This window comes from Pontivivens nitratireducens (genome assembly GCF_014235845.1).
Classification (GTDB): domain Bacteria; phylum Pseudomonadota; class Alphaproteobacteria; order Rhodobacterales; family Rhodobacteraceae; genus Pontivivens; species Pontivivens nitratireducens.
This window is the reverse complement of record NZ_JACJUQ010000009.1, coordinates 90,277-108,806: the sequence shown is the minus strand read 5'-3', so window position 1 is coordinate 108,806 and position 18,530 is coordinate 90,277. Positions and strand designations below refer to the sequence as shown.

General features: G+C 59.9%; 18 protein-coding genes. 5 read left to right on the top strand and 13 right to left on the bottom strand.

From position 1 onward, the window contains the following. The 4 genes from pcaG to pobA are packed head-to-tail and all read right to left on the bottom strand — an operon-like array spanning window position 1 to window position 2,884. Window positions 1-600 carry a protocatechuate 3,4-dioxygenase subunit alpha gene (pcaG, locus tag H1S03_RS11415; RefSeq protein ID WP_185804561.1) on the bottom strand — a complete coding sequence of 200 codons (600 nt, stop codon included), beginning with the start codon at window positions 598-600 and terminating at the stop codon, window positions 1-3. Window position 601: 1 nt separating this feature from the next. Further along, the gene (gene pcaH, locus H1S03_RS11410; protein ID WP_185804560.1) at window positions 602-1,324 is read right to left on the bottom strand and encodes a protocatechuate 3,4-dioxygenase subunit beta; all 723 of its coding nucleotides are present in this window, start codon (window positions 1,322-1,324) and stop codon (window positions 602-604) included. Further along, window positions 1,321-1,704 carry a 4-carboxymuconolactone decarboxylase gene (pcaC, locus tag H1S03_RS11405; RefSeq protein WP_185804559.1) on the bottom strand — a complete coding sequence of 128 codons (384 nt, stop codon included), beginning with the start codon at window positions 1,702-1,704 and terminating at the stop codon, window positions 1,321-1,323. Before pcaC ends, pcaH begins: the two co-directional genes overlap by 4 nt. A 10-nt stretch (window positions 1,705-1,714) precedes the next feature. Continuing rightward, the gene (pobA, locus tag H1S03_RS11400) at window positions 1,715-2,884 is read right to left on the bottom strand and encodes a 4-hydroxybenzoate 3-monooxygenase (RefSeq protein ID WP_185804558.1); all 1,170 of its coding nucleotides are present in this window, start codon (window positions 2,882-2,884) and stop codon (window positions 1,715-1,717) included. 83 nt (window positions 2,885-2,967) lie between these two features. Here pobA and pcaQ point away from each other — a divergent pair, with 83 nt between their 5' ends. Continuing rightward, entirely contained in the window at window positions 2,968-3,903 is a 936-nt protein-coding gene (pcaQ, locus tag H1S03_RS11395) for a pca operon transcription factor PcaQ (protein WP_185804557.1), read from the top strand. An 85-nt stretch (window positions 3,904-3,988) separates the two neighbouring features. Here the strand turns inward: pcaQ and dctP are convergent, their stop codons facing one another. From dctP to H1S03_RS11375, 4 genes are all read right to left on the bottom strand, one after another. Next, window positions 3,989-5,038, bottom strand: a complete 1,050-nt coding sequence (dctP, locus tag H1S03_RS11390; RefSeq protein ID WP_185804556.1) for a TRAP transporter substrate-binding protein DctP — start codon at window positions 5,036-5,038, stop codon at window positions 3,989-3,991. A 93-nt stretch (window positions 5,039-5,131) separates the two neighbouring features. After that, window positions 5,132-6,430 carry a TRAP transporter large permease gene (locus tag H1S03_RS11385; protein WP_185804555.1) on the bottom strand — a complete coding sequence of 433 codons (1,299 nt, stop codon included), beginning with the start codon at window positions 6,428-6,430 and terminating at the stop codon, window positions 5,132-5,134. A 17-nt stretch (window positions 6,431-6,447) separates the two neighbouring features. After that, window positions 6,448-6,984, bottom strand: a complete 537-nt coding sequence (locus H1S03_RS11380) for a TRAP transporter small permease (protein WP_185804554.1) — start codon at window positions 6,982-6,984, stop codon at window positions 6,448-6,450. A gap of 145 nt (window positions 6,985-7,129) precedes the next feature. Further along, the gene (locus H1S03_RS11375; protein WP_185804553.1) at window positions 7,130-8,845 is read right to left on the bottom strand and encodes an FAD-dependent oxidoreductase; all 1,716 of its coding nucleotides are present in this window, start codon (window positions 8,843-8,845) and stop codon (window positions 7,130-7,132) included. Window positions 8,846-9,024: 179 nt separating this feature from the next. Between H1S03_RS11375 and H1S03_RS11370 the strand changes: the two genes are divergently transcribed. After that, window positions 9,025-9,639, top strand: a complete 615-nt coding sequence (locus tag H1S03_RS11370; RefSeq protein WP_185804552.1) for an NIPSNAP family protein — start codon at window positions 9,025-9,027, stop codon at window positions 9,637-9,639. Beyond that, entirely contained in the window at window positions 9,636-11,033 is a 1,398-nt protein-coding gene (locus H1S03_RS11365) for an MmgE/PrpD family protein (RefSeq protein WP_185804551.1), read from the top strand. The genes H1S03_RS11370 and H1S03_RS11365 overlap by 4 nt, the downstream gene beginning before the upstream one ends. 115 nt (window positions 11,034-11,148) lie before the next feature. Here the strand turns inward: H1S03_RS11365 and H1S03_RS11360 are convergent, their stop codons facing one another. Genes H1S03_RS11360 through H1S03_RS11350 form a run of 3 tightly spaced genes read right to left on the bottom strand, consistent with a single transcriptional unit; the run spans window position 11,149 to window position 14,085 of the window. Further along, the gene (locus tag H1S03_RS11360; protein WP_185804550.1) at window positions 11,149-12,303 is read right to left on the bottom strand and encodes an acyl-CoA dehydrogenase family protein; all 1,155 of its coding nucleotides are present in this window, start codon (window positions 12,301-12,303) and stop codon (window positions 11,149-11,151) included. Further along, window positions 12,300-12,782, bottom strand: coding sequence for a MaoC/PaaZ C-terminal domain-containing protein (locus H1S03_RS11355; RefSeq protein ID WP_185804549.1), 483 nt, complete (start codon window positions 12,780-12,782; stop codon window positions 12,300-12,302). Before H1S03_RS11355 ends, H1S03_RS11360 begins: the two co-directional genes overlap by 4 nt. A gap of 22 nt (window positions 12,783-12,804) precedes the next feature. Further along, a complete protein-coding gene (locus H1S03_RS11350) occupies window positions 12,805-14,085 on the bottom strand; it encodes a CaiB/BaiF CoA transferase family protein (RefSeq protein ID WP_221892683.1) in 1,281 nt (426 codons plus the stop codon). 169 nt (window positions 14,086-14,254) lie between these two features. Between H1S03_RS11350 and H1S03_RS11345 the strand changes: the two genes are divergently transcribed. Beyond that, a complete protein-coding gene (locus H1S03_RS11345) occupies window positions 14,255-15,115 on the top strand; it encodes an IclR family transcriptional regulator (RefSeq protein ID WP_185804548.1) in 861 nt (286 codons plus the stop codon). Window positions 15,116-15,119: 4 nt separating this feature from the next. Here the strand turns inward: H1S03_RS11345 and H1S03_RS11340 are convergent, their stop codons facing one another. Together H1S03_RS11340 and H1S03_RS11335 are read right to left on the bottom strand one after the other, a co-directional pair. Beyond that, window positions 15,120-15,542 (bottom strand): Zn-ribbon domain-containing OB-fold protein, encoded by a 423-nt coding sequence (locus H1S03_RS11340; RefSeq protein ID WP_185804547.1) that lies wholly within the window; start codon window positions 15,540-15,542, stop codon window positions 15,120-15,122. Then, window positions 15,539-16,732 carry a thiolase C-terminal domain-containing protein gene (locus tag H1S03_RS11335; RefSeq protein WP_185804546.1) on the bottom strand — a complete coding sequence of 398 codons (1,194 nt, stop codon included), beginning with the start codon at window positions 16,730-16,732 and terminating at the stop codon, window positions 15,539-15,541. Before H1S03_RS11335 ends, H1S03_RS11340 begins: the two co-directional genes overlap by 4 nt. A gap of 107 nt (window positions 16,733-16,839) precedes the next feature. On the opposite strand from H1S03_RS11335, the gene H1S03_RS11330 reads away from it, so the two are divergent. Further along, window positions 16,840-18,261 (top strand): hypothetical protein, encoded by a 1,422-nt coding sequence (locus H1S03_RS11330; RefSeq protein ID WP_185804545.1) that lies wholly within the window; start codon window positions 16,840-16,842, stop codon window positions 18,259-18,261. The last annotated feature ends 269 nt before the right edge of the window (window positions 18,262-18,530 follow it).

Genomic DNA, 18,530 nt, shown 5'->3' with positions numbered 1-18,530 from the left:
TCACACATCGAGAAACACGGTTTCCCGGTCACCCTGAAGCCTGATATCGAACCGGTAGCCTGCGTCGTCTGCGGTCGCGATCAGCGTCTCGCGGCGAACCGGCTGTTCGATCAGACCCAGCACCGGATCGACGGCGTTCGCCTCAACCTCATCGGGGAAGTACATCCGGGTGTTCAGACCAATGTTGATGCCCCGCGCGATCAGCCACAAATTCAGATGCGGCGCCATCGGTCGTCCCTCCCGTCCCATCACGATGCCCGGCTTGACCGTATCGAAGGAAAACAACCCGGTCTCGAAATCGGGTACGACCCGCCCCCAGCCGCGAAATCCCTCCTCGACCGCGCCGTCGCCTGCGTAGATGCCCTGCGCATTCGCTTGCCAGACCTCGATCAGCACATCTTTCACCGGGGCGCCGAAGCCGTCTGTCACCGTTCCGCTGATGTTGATGCGTGTGCCGCTGGCGTTCGGCCCGGCAATGTCATGGCCCAGCTCCTGCCGATAGATATCAAAACCCGCGGCACCCGGCGCCAGGCCGATATGCACATAAGGTCCAGCGGTTTGCGACGGCGTTTCCTTCAGGTAGTCGAGTGACTGTACCATGTCAGTTACCCTCCGGACGATTTTCGAAGAATGTCGAGCATTGCCCCCGCAAGACGATGTCGAATTTGTAGGCGATGCTGTCGAGCGGAATGGTGGCGTTCAGATCCAGCGGCGCGATCAGACGCTCGATGGCTCGCGCGTCGGGAATTGCCTTCAGGATCGGGCAATGCGGGATCAGCGGATCGCCCTCGAAATACATCTGCGTGATCAGCCGCTGCGCGAATGCGGTTCCGAAGACCGAAAAATGAATATGCGCGGGCCGCCAGTTGTTGACCCAGTTGCGCCAAGGATAGGCTCCGGGTTTGACCGTACGAAAGATGTAATAGCCCTCATCGTCGGTCAGGGTGCGACCGCAGCCGCCGAAATTCGGGTCGATGGGCGCAAGGTAGGTGTCCTTCTTGTGGCGATAGCGTCCGCCCGCATTGGCATGCCAGACCTCGACCAGCGTATTGCGCACAGGACGGTCGTTTTCGTCCAAGACGCGGCCATGCACGATGATCCGCTCACCGATGGGATCGCCGGTTTTCGCGTAATTGCGCAGCAGGTCATTGTCGATCGGGTCGATGTCCCCATGCCCGAAGGTCGGCCCGGTGATTTCGCTGTCCGAGGACTGCAGCGACAAAAGCGGGTAATTCGGTGAACGCGACACGCTGGTCTTGTAGTCGGGGGTCAGCGCGCGCGGGTGCCATTCGCGGTCCCGTTGGAAAAGTTCCGGTTTGCTCACTTTGCCTGCTCCTCCATCTCCGCATAGGTCTCCTTGGCCAGTTTGATCGCATGGTTGGCCTTTGGAACGCCCGCGTAGATCGCGACATGCTGGAATGCCTCAGCCACGTCCTGCGGACTGGCCCCGGTGTTCGCGGTAGCCCTTATATGCATCGGAATTTCCTGGAAATTGCCTGTCGCAGCCAGCAGTGCCAGCGTCAGCATCGACCGCTCGCGCCGCGTAATTCCGGCCCCGGCCCAAAGCGTGCCCCAGGCGCTTTCGGTAATCATTTGCTGGAACGCGGCATCGAATTCGGTTTTGGCAGCCTCTGCGCGATCCACATGGGCATCGCCCAGAACCGCGCGGCGCACGGCCATCCCCGAGTCAAAGCGGTCAGTCATGGGGTCATCCTCAATATGGCAAGCCGACATAGTTCTCGGCCATGGAGTGTTGTGCGGCCGCGCTGGACCGTAGGAATTCGAGTTCGGCAGTCTGCATAGCGAGGTCAAACTCGGATTGCTCCGGATGGCGGTGCATCAGGCTGGAGAACCACCACGAGAACCGTTCTGCCTTCCAGACGCGCTTAAGCGCTTTCTCGGAATAGGCGTCGATCCCGGCTTCGGACCCGTTTTCATAATAGTCACGCAGCGCGTTATAAAGGTAATGGACATCGGAGGCGGCAGTGTTCAGCCCCTTGGCGCCGGTCGGCGGGACGATATGCGCCGCGTCGCCGCACAGAAACAGCCGTCCCCACCGCATGGGCTCGGTCACGAAGGATCGCAGCGGCGCGATGGATTTTTCAATCGAGGGGCCGGTCACAAGGCTGTCCGCGAACTCGCACGGGATGCGGCGTTTAAGCTCGTCCCAGAAGGCCGCGTCGGTCCAGTTTGCAGGGCTGTCGCTGAGCGGACACTGAATGTAGTAGCGGCTGAGCGTGTCGTTGCGCATCGAACAGAGCGCGAAGCCGCGTTCGGAATTTGCGTAGATCAGCTCGTGATTGACAGGTGGGGTCTCGCTCAGAATGCCGAGCCAACCGAAGGGATAGACCTTCTCGTATTCGCGGCGCATGGCCAGCGGTATGGTCTGGCGGCTGACGCCGTGGAAACCGTCACAGCCCGCCACGAAGTCGCAATCGATCCGTCGCTCCTGCCCGTCCACTTTGTATGTGACGCGCGGGGTGGCGGTATCGGCATCATGGATGACCACATCGTCAACGTTGAATTCCATCTTGCCGCCCGCTTGCTCACGCGCGGCGTAAAGATCTCTTGTGACTTCCGTCTGGCCATAGACCATGACGGGCGTGTCGGTGAGCTTTCGGAAATCGACGCGGAACATCTCATCGCCGTAGGAGATCAGTGCCCCGTCATGCAGGAAGCCTTCGGCATGCATCCGGTCGGCACAACCCGCTTCCTCCATCAGATTGACAAGGCCCTGTTCGAGTACACCGGCCCGGATGCGCGACAGAACATACTCCTTGTTCTTGCGTTCCAGAAGGATGCTATCCACGCCCCGAATGTGCAGAAGCTGGGCCAGCAAAAGCCCGGAGGGCCCCCCGCCTATAATCGCCACCTGTGTTTTCATATCAGCCTCCACAGCACTTGAGAAACGGATAAGATCGATATAAAAGCATGTAAATTGACTTATTCTGAACTTTGGTTGCTAAAATGGAATACAATGCGGCGCGGCGAATAAAGATGCGGCACCTGTCGGCCTTTGTGGAAACGGTGCGATGCGGAAGCCTGAAGGCCGCGGCTGAGCGCATACATCTGACGCAGCCCGCGGTTTCGAAGACTCTTAAAGACCTCGAGGAAATCCTTGGCGCGCAGCTGTTGGAACGTGATCGGGGCGGTGTGGCGCTGACGCGCGAAGGAACCGTTTTCCGCCAGTTTGCCGAACAGAGCCTCGCCGCGCTCGGCTTGGGGTTGGCCAGTTTGGACGCGCTGAGCGCGGGGCGCGCGACACCCTTGCGCCTGGGCGTGCTCCCCAGCGTTGCCGCAAATCTTTTGCCTGATGCCATAGTGCGCTTTAACGAACTTTCCCCAGCCACGCTCGTCAGCGTGGAGGACGGTCGTATCAATGCCCTGCTCGAACGTCTGCGGTCGGGGGAACTGGATCTCGTAGTCGGGCGAATGGGCCGCCCGGAGACGATGGTCGGCCTGTCCTTTACGCAGCTTTATTCCGAACAGGTGGTTTTCGCGGTGGTCAAGAATCATCCGCTCAACGGCCGTTCTGATCTCACCGCCTTGAGCGACTGGCTGATGTTGTTCCCGCCCAAAGATGCCGCGATCCGCCCGCATGTGGAAAGCTATCTTGTCGCGAACGGCCATGGCGGCTGGAGAAACCGCATCGAAACCGTGTCTGACGCCTTTGGCAGATCCATGACACTGGGGCAGTCGCGCGCGGTATGGATCATCAGTTACGGCGTCGTCGCGCGCGACATCACCGCAGGGCGGATGGAGGTACTGCCGATAGACACATCCGCCATGAACGGCCCTGTCGGCATCATGGCCCGGGCCGAGGAGCAGCCGACCCCGCCGGTCCGGTTGTTTCGGCAGGCGCTGCACGATGCCTTGCAGAACAAAGGACGCGGCGACGGATGAAAATCCGATAGGCGTCAAAGGCAACTTCGCATATCCCCGAAGACGCAAACCGGGCGGAGTGTTCACACTCCGCCCGGATGGTGAACTATTCGGCTGCTGCCTCAAGAACCTTGTCCAGAAGTTCCTGGGCAGGAACGCCTTCGGCGCTGGCGGACTCGATCCAGGCATCCCAGCTCGGCTGCACCGCTGCGGCAATGGCCGCGTCGATTTCATCGGTCATGGGTACGCGGTACAGTTCCTCTGCTTCGAAGAGTGCCTCGTTTTCCACATCCACTTCGTTGTATTTCTGTATCTGCAGATCGTAGCCGAACTCCACCGCTTCATCCAACAGCGTCTTGTACTGCTCGGGAAGCGCATTATAGGCACTTTCGGACATGGCCGAGTGACAGACGACCGCCCCCATGGACCAGTTATCCGTCACCCAGTCCGACACCTCATGCAGTCGGTAGGAGGCAAAGGCATAGGTATAGGGGAAGGTTGCGGCTTCAATCATGCCGCGCTCCAGCGACTGGAACATGTCCGGCGCGGTGACAAGCGTGACGCTTGCGCCCAGACCGGCCATAACCTCACCGACACCGCCGGCCGAACTGATGCGCAGACCCTGCCAATCTTCAAGTGTTGTCGGTGGATCGCCGGCGCCCATCGCTTGATAATTGGGCATCATCACGCCCATAAGCGGAAGCGCCTTCCACTTTGCGAAATCTGCGATGATTGCCGGATCCTGGTATAGCGACTCGATCAGGTCGCGCCGTTCTGCCAGCGTTTCGACCGGCAGGAAGGCCAGATCGAGCACACTGAGCGCCGGTGTCTTGGCAGGATGATAGATCGGACAGAAGGCCGCCGCCTCGAAGGCGCCGAGGTAAAGTCCGTCGAGGTTCTCCTTGCTGGCAGAAAGGACCTCGCCATAGTGCAGCTCGATCTCGAAGTTCCCGTCGGTCTGTTCCGAGACATATTGCGCAAGACCCTCCAACCCCTCGGAGAAGCCGCGGCGTGCACCCCACAGAGACAGGTTCCATTTCACCTCCGGGCCCTCGACCTCGGCGGCGGTGGCCGATGTTGGCGTGGTTGCGATCAAAACGGGTCCGGCGCCCAGGGCAAGTGCAGTGCCCAGTAATACGGATTTGGTCAATTTCATGGATTTTCCTCCCTTTCGGCTCCACTTGTTTACGAGATCCTTATGGAAGCCATCTGTTATATAGTCAACATTTATCTCGTTTTATGAGATTTTTCACCTCATCATGTTCGGCAGGAACAGCACCAGATCCGGGAAAAATACGATGATCCCGATAATGACCACCTCTCCCAACAGGAACGGAGCGACGCCCTTGAACACGTCATGCAGCGGAATGTCGGGGCGTATCCCATTGACAACATAGCAATTCAGGCCGACCGGGGGTGTAACCACGCCGACCTCGATCAACTTGACCAGCAGGACGCCGAACCAGATGGGATCGTATCCAAGCTCCGCGATCAGCGGAAAGATCACCGGAAGCGTCAGCATCATCATGCCGATGCCATCCAGAACCATACCTAGCAGAAGATAAAGCAGGATGATGGCAAACAGGATCATGCCGCGCGGCATATCCAACCCGACGATCGCATCCGTCACCGAGGCGGGAAGCCCGGTAAAGGCCAGAAAGCGGACGAAGACCAAAACCCCCCAGATCACCATGAAGATCATGACGGTGGTGCGGACAGTGTCGAGGATGCCGCTTCGGAAATCAGCGAAACTGATCTTCTTGCCCAGAGCCATGACGAACATGATCGCGGTCGCAACAGCCGCGGCCTCGGTCGGTGTCATGATGCCGAAGTAAATTCCCACGAGAATGACGCCAACCACAAGGCCGATGCCGGCAAGCTGAGGAATGGTGCGCAATTTTTCCTTTATGCTGGTGCGCTCCAGTTTGGGTGCGAGGTCCGGTTTGATGGTGACGACCGTTGCGATCACGATCAGGTAGACCACGATGGATATCAGCCCCGGCAGGAAACCCGCCATCAGCAGAGCGCCGATGGATTCCTCGACGATGATCCCGTAGATCACCAGGATCGCGCTTGGTGGGATCAGGGCCGCCAGCGTTCCGCCGACCGCAACGACGCCGGCGGCCAGCGAACGGTTGTAGCCACGCGCCTCCATTTCCGGCAGAGCGAGTTTCGTAAAGACTGCCGTGCTGGCCGTGCTGGCCCCTGATACCGCCGCAAAGCCCGCGCTGGCAAAGATTGTCGCCGTGGCAAGCCCGCCGGGCGCACGCCCCACCCAGACTCGCGCCGCGTTATAGGCCGAGGTGGTGATGCCGGCATGCATGGCCAGAAAACCAATTGCGATGAACAGTGGCAGAACGCTCAGACTGTAATGCGCGGAAGCACCGTAAGGCACGATTCCGCTGAGCCCGATGGCCACATCGAAACCGCGCAGGATGAACAGCCCGGCCATACCAGTGAAGGCTGTGGCAAATGCGATCGGAACGCCCACTGTCACGAGCAGCAGGAGCACAGCCAGACCGAGATAACCCAGAGTGATCGGATCCATGGTGTATTCCTCCCTGCTTAATGCGGTGATATTTCAAAAATGGCGGATTGGTCATTCGGCACCGCGATCAGACGCAACGCCTCGAGCAACTGTACGAAGAGCCGCAGCAACAGAACGCTCAGCGCGCAGGTGACGCAGGCCATTCCGTACCAAAGCGGGATGCCGATTTCAGGCGTGTCCCCCCCAAGAGTGACGGCCCGCATCAAGTTGAGCGCACTGCCGTTGAGGTAGATCGCCACCACGATCGTTGCGATCAGAAGGGTGAATGCCTCGGCCACCCATTTGGTCCGGCCCTCGAACTTCTGGGTAAGCAGGGTCATGCGAACATTGCCAAAAATGCTTTGGCAATACGCGATCCCCAAGGCCGCCACCGGGACCATCAGTTGTTCGATGATGTCGATCGAGCCGTGGATCGGCCGGTTGAAGAGCGATCTCGCTATAACTTCGACCACGCCAAGAACCATCAGCACCAGCACGATCAACCCCGCCAGATAGCCGAGGAAACGTTCCAACGGACGCAACAGGCGGTCCAGAATGCCTATCAAGGTCGTCATTGTTGGTAACCCCCCGCGTTGACAGTGCATAACGCGCCCCCGCCCCCGCCGCCGCGCGGTCGTGAGGTTTTTTGCGGGTCAAGCGTCGCGTCGTTCCGGGTTGAGCCGGTATATGCCATTGAATCCTCCCTTGAGCGGGATCCCTCTATGCGTGAGGATCTGAGCTCTTAGCCTTTGCTGCTATGGTTTTTCCGGTCAGGTAGCCGAAGGTGATGGCAGGTCCGAGAGTGATCCCGGCACCCGGATAGGCACCGCCCATGACGCTGCGCCGGTCGTTGCCGACAGCGAACAGGTTGGGGATCGGAATCCCGTCGCGGTCCAGGACCTGCCCCTCGACCGAAGTGGCCAGACCGTCGAATGTGCCCAGATCGCCCATGACGATTTCCAGCGCGTAATACGGCCCGGCTTCGATGGGTCCGACATTGGGGTTGGGCTTGCGCTCGGGATCGCCGAGATACCGGTTGAACGCTGTGGAACCACGGCCATATTCCGGGTCTTCACCCCGCGCAGCGGGACCGTTGTAATCGCGAACGGTCTGTTCGAGAGCGGCGGTATCGACGCCGATGGTGCGCGCCAGTTCCTGTATCGTCCGTGCCGACTTCAGGTATCCGTTTCGCAGATAGATCGACAGTGGAACCGGGGCGGGCTTGGCATATCCCAGCCCGTATCGCTTGATCGTCTGCTGGCCGCAGATCAGCCAGGCCCTCGTCTGGCCGCGACCCGAATTGGCATCAACCATCGCAACGCCGACATCATGATAGGAGTTCGACTCATTGGTGAAGCGTTTTCCGTCCGGCCCGATTGCGATGATGCCGGGCTTGTAGCGATCCAGCAGATGCGGAAACGCGGTTACGGTGCCGTCAGAACCGGGAACCTTCGATACCGGCATCCAGGCGGCGCTTTGTTCAAACTTGCAGGTCAGTTCGGCGCCCACACTCTCAGCCAGCGAAATGCCATCGCCAGTTACACTTTCGGGCACAGGGGAAAAATGCTCCCCCCCCTCCTTGAGATGGCTGTAGCTTTCCGAGGTTCGTGTGGGATCGTTCGAAAACCCGCCTGTCGCGATGACGACCGCATGACGTGCCGCGATGCGGACCTCCTGCCCGTCCCGCTGCACCAGGGCACCGGTCAGGATACCGTCGGTTTTCAGCAACTGCTTTGCCGGACAATCCGTGTGGATCGTCACGCCAAGATCAAAGGCCGATTTTGCCAGCCGGGCAGCCAGCGCGTTGCCACTGGTGACCTGGGTCCCGCGCCCGTGGCGCAGCACTTCGACCGTGTGGCTGGCCAGCCGTTTCGCTACATAGGCAAAGGATTTGACCGATTTGGTGGCGTTGAAGAAATGCTTGATGTCCACATTCGACGAATTGAACATCATGCCGACAAAGGTGATGGTCTTGAGCGGCGGACGCAAACGTTTCAAGTTTTCCCCAAGCTGCGATGTGTCGAAGGGAGCGGCAAGGATTGACCGACCGACTTCAACACCACCGTCATATTGCGGATGATAGTCGGGATAGAGCGTCGGAATGAACTTGACCTCCGTTTCGCGCTCCAGAAACTCCACTGCTTCCGGCCCGGTTTCGAGAAAGGCATCGACCGCATCCGCGTCATAATGATTGCCGGCCTCGATCTTGAGGTAGGTCCGCGCGGCGTCCTTGGTGTCGTCCGGATTCTGCGCCATGCCGTGGTGATTTCCGGGGATCCACAAAACGCCGCCAGAAAACGCGGTTGTGCCGCCATAGACCGGCGCTTTTTCGATGACCACAACGTCCAGACCCTGCTGGGCGCAGGTGATAGCAGTGGTCAGACCACCGGCACCGGACCCGATCACCAACACATCACACGTTTCAGAAACACCCATAATCGCTTCCCCTCTGGCGGCCACATCAGCTCGGTTCTGACTCTGACATTGACCAAATTCGAGTTCTTGTCAAAAACAATCTCATTTTGTAGGATATTTATTCAATTTGCAGGAGCCGTCAACACCCACGGCCCCGCCACGGGCTGCCCAACCGGGCCCGCCAACATGAAGGAACCGGGATGATCTACGAATTGCGCACCTACACAACCGCACCAGGAAAGGCGCTCCACTATCTCGAACTGTTTCGCACGACTGGCTTGCCGTTGGTTACGCGTCATCTGCCCATGCTGGGTTACTGGCTGTCGGATGTCGGACCGCTCAACCAGATCGTGCATCTGTGGGCCTATGATGATTTCAACCACAGGATGCGCTGCCGGGCCGGGCTTGCCGGTGAAACCGAATGGCAGAGGGCGTTCATCGAGCCTGCCTTCACCGTTATCATGTCGCAGGAATCGCGGTTCCTGTCCCTGCACAGCGAAAGCCAGCGTTTCAGCCAGTTGACTGGGCAGCGTATCCGCGAACATCCGGCCCGCCCCCCCTCGGAACCGATATTTGCCGACGACTATTGCCTGATAAGCGAGCATGAAGGCTCGGCGCTGGTCAGTCAGGATACCGCCCTTGCGAGTTTTGATGTCATTCTGGGTCGCGCCCTAGGCAATCGCATCACGCTGATCGAAAACGTCGATGTTGATGCAGTGTTGCGGGATCAGCCGGGTGGGCCCGATAACACAACCCTGATACGTCCTCTCATGTGCTCTCCCATCGGGACGTCCGCCGCCCGGGAGCAGCCATGAAGCATTCCCCCATCCGCGATCTGTCGAATTTTCTAGCCACGTTGCACCCGTCGGTCGTGCCCGAAGAGGTCAAGACGCAGGCGCGGTTATGTCTTCTCGACACCATCGGCTGCATGGTTTCGGGCGCCGCAACCGACGCAGCCCGGCGTATCGCCACGGCCGAGTTGAACGCCAACCCCGGCAAACAATGCTCAATCGTGGGCGGCAAACGCGGGGGCTTGCTCTCGGCCGCGCGTATCAATGCCTATCAGGGCGACATATACGAACTGAACGACTTGATAGCCGGACATGCCAGCATCGGCAACGTCGCAGCCGCGCTTGCGATGGGTCAGGCCAGGAACGTATCAGGCGAAACCTTGGAAATGGCGCTGATTGCCGGGATCGAGACCACCGCACGGGTCTACGGGGCCTTTTATCCCTATCAGAAAAACCTTGAGGAGGTCGGTATGGTGTCGGTCGGGCTGCCCTCGGCCGTCGGATCGGCGGCGGCCTGCGCACGAATCCTCGACCTCTCTCCGTCACAGACATCAGACGCTCTGGCGATTGCCGCAGCCTGGGCCAATTGGTGCCCGGCGGAGGTGATCTTCGGCGACGGGCGCGGCGCCAAACCGATGCTTTTCGGGGGTCTTCCCGCCAATGCAGGGATTTCTGCTGCCCTTGCTGCCGAACAGGGCATCAGCGGCCCCCCGGACATCCTGTCCTCCGCCATGGGGTTCTTTGCCACCATGGCGACGCAATGGACGATAGATCCGTTTCACAGTTCGACCTGGGCACTGGCGCATCCGCGGCGCAAGCTGCATGCCTGTTGCGGCTACATCCATTCTGCCTATGACGCGGCGCTTGATCTGCGCAAGTCCGAGGGCTTCGCCATTGAGGAGATCGCCAGCGTGCTGGTCGAGGTTCCAGCCTACACCGTCCCGGCCATCCGCAAGGACCGGCTGCCCGGCACCGCGAACGAGGCGCGATTCCACCTGCAATACATGCTGGCCCACGCTCTTACCGGGCTCGAGGCGGTAACACCCGCCACCAGCGAGGCGTTCGAAGCGGAATGCGCGCGCCCCGAGTTGTTGGCGTTGCTCGACAGGATTCGCGTGGAGCCGGGCACCGGATTGCGACATTATCATCAGTCCCGGCTTTCGGTCACTTTGGCCGACGGTCGGGAATTTTCCGTCTCCAACAATGCGCCGCGTGGGTCCGATCGCAATCCCCTTGGGGATGAGGCAATCCTTGCGAAGTTCCGCAGCCTGTGCGCTCCGGTCATGGGCGAGGGCCGGACCGAGCGCCTGATAAGGCTTTGCCTCGGGCTTGCCGATCTTCCCAGGATTGACACCCTGTGTACCGCCCTCGAACAGCCACGTGGCACCGGGTCCGATCGCAAGAGGACAACGGACTGAGCGTCAGGCTCTGCGAGTGATCGAGATGAGCGCCGCGCCCGGACAGGCCGGGCTGGGCCGACACGAAATGGCGGCCCTTGTCGGGCCGCCCACATCTTCGGGAGGTCAGGAGCGGTCAGAGATCCATCTGCTTGGCGATCACATTGCGCTGAATCTCGTTCGAGCCGCCGCCGATGGGGCCCACGCGACAGTCGCGATAGAACATCTCCATCAAATATTCCGCCGAATAGCCCGCGCCGCCCATCACCTGCAGACCGATATCGGCACATTTTACATTGGACTCCGACGACACAATCTTGGCGATCGAGGTCTCGCGGATCGGGTTTTCGCCCTTGTCCATCAGATCCGCCACACGCCAGGCCGCCTGCCGCGCGATTTCGGCGGCGATCAGCATGTCCACCAGCTTGTGCTGGATAACCTGGAACTGAGAGATCGGCTGGCCGAACTGGATGCGGTCACGCGCATAATCTGCGGCGTATTCGGTAATGCGATAGCAATGCCCGGCAGAGATTGCCGACAGGCACAGACGCTCGACATTGAGGCATTTCATCACGCTTTTCCACGCACCGCTTTCCTCCCCGATAAGATTTTCGACCGGCACTTTCACATCGGTGAAGAAAATCTCGTTGGCATGGGTCGTGCGTCTGCCCAACATCTTTAGAGGACGGATTTCCACGCCGGGGGCGTTGGTATCGACCAGAAGGGTGCTCACCCCCTTGTGACGGCCGGCATTGGGATCGGTCTTGCAGATCACCACCAGCTTGTCTGCGACATGCGCGCAGGTGATCCAGATCTTGTTGCCGTTCAGCACATAATGGTCACCATCCCGGATTGCCGAGGTCTTGATGCCGGCGACATCGGACCCCGTGCCCGGCTCTGACATGGCCAGCGCCAGCTTTGTCTTGCCCGAGATGATGTCGGGCAGCACCCGCGCCTTAAGCTCGTGGCTGCCGCTATTGACGATATGCATCCCGGCATAGATCACGGTTGTCATATAGGCTTGGGCGATGCCGGTGTAGTGATATCCCAACGCCTCGACCAGGGCGGTCAGGTCGCCCGCGCTCGCGCCCGCGCCACCATATTCCTCGGGGTAGAACAGGCCGGTGAACCCCGCTTCGGCCAAGGCATTGTAGGCCTTGTGGGGGAATTCACGGTCCTCGTCCATCTGTCGGATCGAATCGAGCGGAAGATGCTGGTTCAACAGATCAAGAACCGAGTCGCGGATCATCTGTTGATCTTCGGTCAGTCCGGCGGTGTTGATGAATTTCATTGGTCGTTCACTTTCGAATTGGTGCCGTAAACCGCGCGTGAGCGCACTAGGGTCTTCATGATGCCCGACTGGACGATCTCTCCATCCTGGTTCTTCAGGTCCATCCGCCGAACAAGAACGCCGCGGTCGGGCTTGGAGCGACTGAGACGCGCGCTGAGTACGGACGCATGCAACGTGACCGTGTCGCCGATAAAGATCGGCTTGAGAAAGGCCCACTCCTCGACGCCGAGCGCGGCAATCGCCGTGCCGATCAAACCGCCGATCTGCGCGCTTAGCCCCGTCGCGATGGACATTCCCAACGTGCCATGCGCGATCCGTGCACCGAGGGGCGAGGCCTTGGCATAGACATCATCTGTGTGCATCGGGTTCACATCGCCCGAAATCCAGGAATAGGTGACGACATCCGTCTCGGTCACCGTACGCCCCGGGCTGATATCCACCCCACCTTCCTCGAAATCCTCGATGAAACGTCCTCTCATCACATTTCCTCCTGTTTTGATGTCAGGTTGTTTTTTCGGGTGCGACGCCAGCCACGGCTCCGCCTTGCGACAGACGCTCAAGTCGGTCGGAATCATAGCCGAGTGATTCCAGAACCTGCTGCGTGTGCTCTCCGATACGGGGCGCGGCGACCGGATCGACGGTGGGCGAGTCGGACAGGCGGATTGGCAGGGCGATGTTGGGCACATAGCCTGCGGTTGCGTGCGGAATGCGTGTGACAAGCCCGGCAGACTTGGTTTCTTCGGAATGCAGCGCGGCGGCCATTGTGCGCATTTCGCCCGCGGGAACTCCCGCTTTACGCAACAGCGGTGCCCAATGGGACCAGGGCTTTTTTTCAAAGGCTTCGGACAGGATGTCCTTCATCCATTCGCGGCGCTTCAAACGCTCCATGCGGTTTTGAAGCGCGGGATCGTCGGCGATGTCGTCGCGACCGATCAACCGGAAGATGCGCTGGAAGATCGCGGTATTCGACGAAGAAACGAAGAAGGCGGAATCCTGCGTGTTGAACACCCCGGTGGGGGCGGTGTCATTGCTTGAATTTCCGATACGGGTCGGTTCGCTGCCGTTCATCAGATATTGCATGGAGCCATATCCGATCATGATCATGGACGTGTCGTAGAGCGACACATCCACACGCTGGCCCCCGCCCACCCGTTCACGACGCATCAACGCCGCCAGGATGCCGTTGGCGGCCATCATGGCGGTCGCGGAATCCATGATGACCGGCTGCACGCGGATGCCCTCACGGTCGGGAAAACCGTTGAACGACATGAAGCCGCTTTCAGCCTGCACCACGGTATCGAACCCAAGACGATCAGCATCGGGACCAGTGCGGCCATAGGCGGAAATCGAAGTGTAGATCAGGTCTGGATGCGCGGATTTCAGATCCTCGTATCCCAGTCCGAACCGTTCCATCACACCCGACGAGAAGTTCTCGACCAGCACATCAGCGGTGGCGATCAGGTCGCGGGCTACACCAAGCCCGTCTTCAGTCTTGAGGTTGAGCGCCACGCCTTTCTTGTTGCGGTTCGCCCAGAGGTAGGGGGATCCCTGACCTTCCAGCGCCGGATCGGCCGGGGGAAACTGCCGGAAATCCTCGCCCTTCGGAGATTCAATCTTGATGACCTCGGCCCCAAGGTCGGCCAGCATCATCGTCGCAAACGGTCCTGCGATGAAATGCGTGAAGTCGATGACGCGCAGCCCCGCCAGCGGGCCCTTGTTCTGCGTATTGTTTCCAGGGTGCACGGGAAAGTCATACATCGGGCGTTTGTCTTGTTCGGTCATGATGCGATGGCAACAAATTGGCGGACCAACTGCGCACTCCCTCTTGATATTTTTCGATAGTCTCAATTAACGGGATTATTTGTGACTTTCAAGCGGAAAAGCGGCGCCAGGCGCCGCGGATGACTTGATCGCCTCCGCTAGTCTCATATAACGCGATTATATTTGTATAATGCCCGCTGCCCTGATGGCGGCGGCGGACAAGGCGATTTCCATGGAAAAATCCGGCGAAAAGAAGCAAAGCAGCGCGGGGAAAGTGCTCAACGTTCTGGACCTCTTCACAGAAGAGAACCCGGCCTGGACGGTCGAGATGATCATGAGCGAACTGGGGGCTACGCGCGCCACCGCCTATCGCTATGTCAAGGCGCTCTACGATGCCGGTCTGCTGGCTCCGGGAGCTGCCAGCACCTATGTGCTTGGCCCTAGGATCATGCAGCTTGACCGACAGATCCGGCGCTCGGACCCACTTCTCAAGATCGCGCAACCGCTGCTGGACGAGGATCAATCCCCACTGATTGGCGCCCGCAGCATCAGCAGCTTCTACGGCGATCAGGTTCTAGCTATCCAGGTGGATCGTTTCGATCCCGAGATCTTTCTGACCATGGAACGGGGGCGCAGCTTTCCGCTTATCTACGGCGCGCCGTCGCGCATCATCCTGGCCTATCTGCCCCCCTACCAGATGCGAAACTTCTACAGTTCCAACAGCGCGGAAATCTCCAAGGCGGGTCTGGGCAAGACCTGGGAGGAGTTCCGCACCAGTATGCGCAAGATGCGCCGCATCGGCTATTGCGTCGGCAACGAGTCGAACCGGACGGTTTACGGGGTCTCTGCCCCGATCTTCCACGACAAGTCTTCCGTCTCGGCCAGCCTCACCTATGTCCGCCGGATCGAGATCACCTCCGATCAAGAGCTGGAGGAATTGATAAAGGCCGTGGTGCGGGCGGCGAACCGGATCTCCGAGAAGCTGATAAATTACAGCCCCGCAGATGGAGATAGCAGCCTCGTCTTCCCGACGCCTCGCCTCGCCGGTTGATTGCTCACCCGTGGTCGGACAGCCGCCTTGCGCCGTAAAGCGGCCCGTCATCATGGATCAGCGCGACCAGTTCCACCGCCTCGTCCAGCGCACTGTCGTCCAACACACGGGTCGCGAGGCGCAGGCCCTCCGGCAAATCGACGATCCCAACGCGGTACGGCAGGTCCGCCGCAAACACAGCCGGTCCGGCGTGAATGGTGGTCGCGGAATACAGCGTTCCGCGCCCGCTCAGGTCGATCCACGACACCGCGTTGGACCAGCAATGCGGGCACACCGGCTTGGGCGGAAAGCTGGGCTTGTGGCAGGTGTCGCATTGGCTCGTGCGAAACAACCCTGCCGCGACGCCGTCCCAGAACGGCTTGGTGAAGGCACTCATCCGGGGCGGATAGGGGCGGACGCCGGGTGCGGTTTCAACGGGGATCGTCATGCCACGGCCTCCAGGATATGAACCATTGCCGCGTTGTAATTGCCTAGTTCGGTGCAGGCGAGACCGAGCTCGGCGTTGCGGACCTGCCGCGCCCCTGCCCGCCCGCGAAGCTGTTCCATCAACTCGAAATAGTTGTAAAGCGCGGTGACATAGGCCGGATGCCCACGCGACAACAGCCCCCCCGAGGTGCAGATCGGGATGCGCCCTCCCAACGCCGTTTCACCGCTCGCCGCCTGCCCCGCACCCTGACCACGCGAACAAAGGCCCAGAGCCTCCGCCGCGAGGATTTCCACGATGGTGCAGGGCGCGTAGATTTCCGCAAGATCGACATCACCCGGCGTGATCCCCGCATTGGAATAGGCTTTCGCCCCGGCGATATTCGCCGCCTCGAAGGCGATCATATCATTGGGAACCTCACTGATCTGGTGCGCGCCTTCGTGATAGAAGCCTTCACCCTTCACGCGAACAAATGGCTTGCCCGACTCGCGTGCGACATCCTCGCTTGCGACCACGATGCAAACCGCCCCGTCGCCGCGCCCCGGCACCTCGAACAGTCCCAGCGGTTCGACGATCGGGCGCTGCGCCAGCACATCGTCAAGCGTCATTGGTTTGCGGAACTGGGCAATCGGGTTGTCGGCGGCGTGGCGTCGGTTCTTCACCGCAACCATCGCGATCTCTTCACGAGTGACATTGTATTCGTGCATGTAGCGCACGGCGTCCATTGCGTACCAGGCGATTGGCGTAAACCCGAAAGGCACGTGAAAATCCACGTCCCCGGTGGCGCGCATCGAAGACATCATATGCTCGGGCGCCGAAGTTCCTGTTTCGAAATTGATCCCCAGCGCCAACGCCACTTTCGTACGGCCCAAGCGCACCTGATCGATCGCGGTCTGAAGCGTCAGGGCCGGGGTCATGCCGTTGCCCAGCACCTCCATGACCAGTCCCTCGCAAGGCAGCCGCATGTAATTCGCCATGAAGGTCGCGAAGTATTTCTGCTGCGTGTAGGGCCTGGGCAAGGTGAAGATCATCGACCCCACATCGCATTTCCGAAGCCCGGCATCCTCCAACGCCTCGACCACGAGTTTTGCCAGCACTTCATGCTCAAGCTGCTGGGTGCCGTCCGACGCAATGCCCTGCATTTTGCCGACAGGCGTGGCCGCTCCACCAAGAAGCACAACGTTTTCGCCCACTCTTCGTCCTCCCTACATTCGATGGCCCGAACGGAAACATGGGGTGCCAGTATTGTCAATGATCTCTTTATATGCGACTTTTACTCGTTTTCTAAGGAATGACAGCAATGGCCACCCTCGACCCGCCTGCGGCATCGCGCACCCGGAACCCGTTATCGGTGTATCGCAGCGGCATTGGCCTGTTGCTGGTCGCCCTGGTCGTGACCGAAGGTTTGGGGGCCTGGCTACATGCGGAGTCCATCACCGCTGGCGGCGCACTTCTGATGCTGGCGATGCTCCCTTGGCTTTTGGTGCAGGGCAGCAAGATGGGGCGGCTCTTCGTTGCCGCCTCGGTCCTGGGGGCCATAGCGGTGGTTCTGACACAGGACGCGCCCGTGCCGATCCTGGCATCGGCGTTGCAACGTGCCGCTTTTTTTCAGGCTTTCCTCATCGCCGTCTTCACCCTTCAGGAGGCTGCGGGCCGATCCGAAAGCATGGCCAAGGTGGGTCGGTTCCTTGTCACCCAGCCGATCCGCAAGCAGGCCCTGCTCACGCTGTGCGGCACAAACCTGATGGCGCTGATGATGAACATGGGATCGCTGGTCTTCATCGGCATCCTGGCGCGCGACACTGATGCCGACGACACCACCGGCCCGAAATCCGAACGTGCCTGGATCACGGCTCTGGCGGCCATCCGTGGCTTTTCCCCCTCGGCCTGCTGGTCGCCCCTTGCCCTGCCTCCGGTTTACCTGTCATCGCTCGTGGCGGCAGTCAGCCTGAAGACGACGATGCTGGTGGGGGCCGTCTTGTCCGCAGCCATCCTTTTGTTCAGCGTTCTATTCACCGCTTTGGAGGTGCGAAAGACAACGTTGGATCAACCGGACCCGGCGCCCTTTCCGAAACGGTCCATCCTGCGGATTTCCCTTCTGCTTGCCGGTCTTTTTTCCCTGATCTTCTTCATATCGGGCCAGATGGCAGTATCGACCTCGGCGGCGGTGATGATCATCATTCCCGCAGCCTCAATCCTGTGGCTGATCGCTTTGCAGGGTTACAGGCTTCGCGGGCTCGTCTCCGGCCCGCTCAAGGGCATGGTTCTGAGCCGCCTGCCCGATCAGGCTGCGGCAACCAGCGTCATCACATCGGCGGCGTTTCTCGGGCCGATCATCGTGTCATTGCTACCGGTCCCCGCGATCACCACATTGTTGGCCGCGTCTTCGGCCTCCCCTTCGGTTATCCTGAGCGGGGTTCTTGTGACGATCATCGCCCTGTCGATGGTCGGGCTGAACCCGGTGTTGACCTGCGCCATAGCGGCAGGAATCATCAGCCAGCCGCTGAATCTCGGGATCGAGCCGATTGCTCTGGTCGCTGTGCTTCTGGTCGGATGGGCGCTTTCGGCACAGTTTTCGCCCTATACAGGAACGGCGACGATCGTTTCGAGCATTTTCGGAGTCTCCCCCGTAACGTTGATCTTCACAAGGAATCGCGCCTTCATGCTTTCGTGCATGGCCCTGTGCGTGGCAACGATCTTTGTGACGCAGAAAGTATTCTGAATGCCATTCAGAAGGGGAGATTTTCCAGGCTTACAAAGCAGTACCAGACTGCAGATTTGTGATTGAAACCGGTTTTCATATCGCGCAGATATGCCTTCACCGCGCTTGGATGCCTGCCACGAATTACATGTGTATTGGGGGCCGATGCCGGATGAGATGTTGTCATGTCTAGCGCTCCACTCTCACGTTCTACTATTGTGACCGGTTGATCGCTGAACCCCATGCTCTGCAATTCTGAAACGTCCCCCTCCGGACGATAAGCGGGATTG

Bases quoted from the DNA above. Each gene is read 5' to 3' on its own strand.
- pcaG (WP_185804561.1), bottom strand. From the start codon at position 600: ATGGTACAGTCACTCGACTACCTGAAGGAAACGCCGTCGCAAACCGCT.
- pcaC (WP_185804559.1), bottom strand. From the start codon at position 1,704: ATGACTGACCGCTTTGACTCGGGGATGGCCGTGCGCCGCGCGGTTCTG.
- pobA (WP_185804558.1), bottom strand. From the start codon at position 2,884: ATGAAAACACAGGTGGCGATTATAGGCGGGGGGCCCTCCGGGCTTTTG.
- pcaQ (WP_185804557.1), top strand. From the start codon at position 2,968: ATGGAATACAATGCGGCGCGGCGAATAAAGATGCGGCACCTGTCGGCC.
- dctP (WP_185804556.1), bottom strand. From the start codon at position 5,038: ATGAAATTGACCAAATCCGTATTACTGGGCACTGCACTTGCCCTGGGC.
- H1S03_RS11385 (WP_185804555.1), bottom strand. From the start codon at position 6,430: ATGGATCCGATCACTCTGGGTTATCTCGGTCTGGCTGTGCTCCTGCTG.
- H1S03_RS11380 (WP_185804554.1), bottom strand. From the start codon at position 6,984: ATGACGACCTTGATAGGCATTCTGGACCGCCTGTTGCGTCCGTTGGAA.
- H1S03_RS11375 (WP_185804553.1), bottom strand. From the start codon at position 8,845: ATGGGTGTTTCTGAAACGTGTGATGTGTTGGTGATCGGGTCCGGTGCC.
- H1S03_RS11370 (WP_185804552.1), top strand. From the start codon at position 9,025: ATGATCTACGAATTGCGCACCTACACAACCGCACCAGGAAAGGCGCTC.
- H1S03_RS11365 (WP_185804551.1), top strand. From the start codon at position 9,636: ATGAAGCATTCCCCCATCCGCGATCTGTCGAATTTTCTAGCCACGTTG.
- H1S03_RS11360 (WP_185804550.1), bottom strand. From the start codon at position 12,303: ATGAAATTCATCAACACCGCCGGACTGACCGAAGATCAACAGATGATC.
- H1S03_RS11355 (WP_185804549.1), bottom strand. From the start codon at position 12,782: ATGAGAGGACGTTTCATCGAGGATTTCGAGGAAGGTGGGGTGGATATC.
- H1S03_RS11350 (WP_221892683.1), bottom strand. From the start codon at position 14,085: ATGACCGAACAAGACAAACGCCCGATGTATGACTTTCCCGTGCACCCT.
- H1S03_RS11345 (WP_185804548.1), top strand. From the start codon at position 14,255: ATGCCCGCTGCCCTGATGGCGGCGGCGGACAAGGCGATTTCCATGGAA.
- H1S03_RS11340 (WP_185804547.1), bottom strand. From the start codon at position 15,542: ATGACGATCCCCGTTGAAACCGCACCCGGCGTCCGCCCCTATCCGCCC.
- H1S03_RS11330 (WP_185804545.1), top strand. From the start codon at position 16,840: ATGGCCACCCTCGACCCGCCTGCGGCATCGCGCACCCGGAACCCGTTA.